The organism is Pseudokineococcus marinus, from assembly GCF_013004605.1.
In the GTDB taxonomy this organism is placed as follows: Bacteria; Actinomycetota; Actinomycetes; order Actinomycetales; family Quadrisphaeraceae; genus Pseudokineococcus; species Pseudokineococcus marinus.
Map to the genome: position 1 here is coordinate 1 of NZ_JABEMA010000368.1, position 2669 is coordinate 2669.

Here is a 2669-nt window from a genome sequence, read left to right on the forward strand (position 1 = left end):
CCCGGCGACCGAGGACGTCGTCGCCCCCGCGTAGGAGCGCGCGGGTGCTGCGGTGGCGGGAGCGGCGCCGGCCAGGGCAGCGGCGGCGCCGGCCCCGCCGAGAGCGCCGAGGAGGACGCCGCGTCGGGCGTCCCGACGAGCGAGGCCGCGGCGTCGACGAGCAGCTCCAGCCCGTGCCACGGCCGGAAGGTGCCGACGAAGCCCACGAGGAGCGGCGCCCCGGGGCCGGCGCCGCTGCCCGTGGCCGGGCCGAACCGCTCTGCGTCGACGCCGTTGGGCACCACCGTCACGGGGGCCCCCGAGAGCTCGCGCGCCCACGTGGCGACCGCGCCGCTCACCGCGACGGCGGCGTGAGCCGCCCGCATCGCGCGGCAGCTGAGGGCGACGGCACCCTCCTCGTCGAGGAGGACCCGGTGACGGGCCTGCTCGTCGACGAGGGGGGCGTTGACCTCCAGGACGGTCGTGGCGCCGGCGGCGCGCGCCCGCTCCAGGGTGACGGCGCTCCAGAGCCCGTAGCGCTGGTAGACGACCGGCGCCCCGGCCCCGAGGCGCTCCAGCCCGACCACGAGGTCCTCGACGAGGAGCGCCGCCCTCTCGTCGAGCGCCGTGAGCGCCCGCTCGGCGGCCGCGGGACCGTCGGCGCGGGGCCGGCCCAGCTCGTGGACGAGGACGCCCCCGAGACCGTCGGGGGCCTCCCCGCCGAGCCGGGCGGCGACGAGGTGCACGGGGAGGCCGCCGGAGCGGGCGACCAGGCGCCGCAGCACCCCCTGCACGTGGACCGAGCAGCCCTTGCGCCCGTACGCGGGCACGCCCGGGTCGAGGACGACGTGGACGGCGGGCCGGGGCGCGGCGCTCACGGCGTCACCCCGGAGGTCGGGTCGGTGGAGGTCGGGGCGGCGGCGCGGGCCGCGGCGACGCCGGCGGTGACGGCCCGCAGGGCCGCGGCCTGGCCGCGCACGTCGAAGCGCTGCTCGACGTGCGCCCGCCCGGCCCGCGAGAGGCGCTCGCGCTCCTCGCCGTCCGCGAGCAGCCGCTGCAGCGCGTCGGCGAGGGCGGTGGCGTCCCGCTCCGGCACGAGGAGCCCCGTGACGCCGTCGACCACGGCCTCGGGGATGCCGGTGACCGGCGTCGAGACGACGGGCGTCCCGGTGGCGAGGGACTCGAGGACGACGGTGGGCAGGCCGTCCCGGTCGCCGTCGTCAGCGACGACGCAGGGAGCCGCGAAGACGGCAGCCCCGCGCAGGAGGGCGACGACGTCGTGCTGCGGCAGCGGGCCGAGCAGCTCGACGACCGACCGCAGGCCGAGCCGCTCGACCTGGCGGGCGAGGTCGGCGGCGCCGTCGCCCGCCCCCGCCAGGCGCAGCCGGACGTCGACGCCCCGCCCCCGCAGCAGCGCGACGGCGTCGAGGAGGACGTCGAAGCCCTTCTTCGGCACGAGCCGGCCGACGGCGGCGACGACGGCCGGCCGGCGGGCGGGGCTGCTCCGCACGAGCTCGGCGAGGTCCAGGCCGTTGTGGACCCGGTGCAGCCGGGCCGCCGGGTGCCGCTGCGCCAACCACGCGGTCGTCATGTCGCTGACGGCGACGACGCCGTCGGCGTCCGCCATGACGGCCGCGAGGCGGCGCGGGTCGACGTCGTCGTGGAAGACGTCCTTCGCGTGGGCGGTCACCGTCCACGGCAGGCCGGTGAGCAGCGCCGCGAGGCGGGTGGTCCGGCCGGGGAGCGAGGCGAAGTGCGCGTGCAGGTGCGTGACGCCGCTCTCCGCGGCCCAGCGGGCGACGCCGACGGCCTGGGCCGCCACCGCGGGCTCCTCGTCGAGCAGCGCGTCGAGCGCTGCGCGGGACGGGACGACGCCCGCCGTCCGCAGCGCGGCCAGCCCCTCCCACACCCGGACGAGCCCGCCCCGGACGTCGTCCGGCACGTAGGTCACGGGCGCCTGGACGCGGGCGAGCAGCGCGTGGAAGCGGGGGTCCCGCGGCGGCCGGAGGCTGGCGACGACGCATCGCTCCCCCGCCTCCTCCCGGGCGACGAGCTCGCGGACGACGAAGGTCTCCGAGAAGCGCGGGTAGCTCTTGACCACGTAGCCGACGACCGCTCCCCCGGGGCCGCGCGCCCCCGCGACCACGGGGAGGGGCGGCTGCACGAGGGGCGGGACGCTCGGGGCGAGGGGGTCAGACAGCAGCACGGCGGGTCTCCCAGGGGTCGTCGGAGGCGGAGGCGGTGGCGGTGGCGGTGGCGGTGGCCCACGGGCCGGCCGGGTGCAGGTGGCGGGAGGCGCGCTCGGCGACGGCGCGCAGGCCGTCGAGGGCCAGCCCGGAGCGGTCCGCGCGGCGCTCGACGGCACCGGCGAGCCAGGCGCCGAGCCGCCCCGGTGTCACCTCCTCGGGCAGCAGGACGTCGAGGGCCCCGCGGCTCTCGAGGGCGCGGGCGCGCACCTCCTGCTCCCGGCGGGGTCGGGTGCGCGGCACGACGAGCGCCGGGACGTCCGTGGCCAGGAGCTCGGCGACCGTGTTGGCGCCCCCCATCGCGACGACGGCCGCGGCGCCGGCGGCCCAGGCCGCGCTGTGGCGGCTGAAGCGGACGACGTGGAGGTCGTCGCGCGCCGCGGCGAGGCGGCGCAGCGCGCGCAGGTCGTCCTCCGGCAGCTGGGGCCCGGCGACGAGGACGAG

Annotated in this window: 3 protein-coding genes; all 3 read right to left on the reverse strand. The window is 79.9% G+C overall.

The window, feature by feature from the left end:
- On the reverse strand, positions 1-857 hold an 857-nt coding region (locus HLB09_RS15515; RefSeq protein WP_171204226.1), incomplete at its 3' end, for a glycosyltransferase.
- Entirely contained in the window at positions 854-2185 is a 1332-nt protein-coding gene (locus HLB09_RS15520) for a glycosyltransferase family 4 protein (RefSeq protein WP_171204227.1), read from the reverse strand. The genes HLB09_RS15520 and HLB09_RS15515, both read right to left, overlap by 4 nt.
- Positions 2172-2669 (reverse strand): glycosyltransferase (locus HLB09_RS15525; protein WP_212771204.1); only part of this gene is annotated, 498 nt, incomplete at its 5' end. The genes HLB09_RS15520 and HLB09_RS15525, both read right to left, overlap by 14 nt.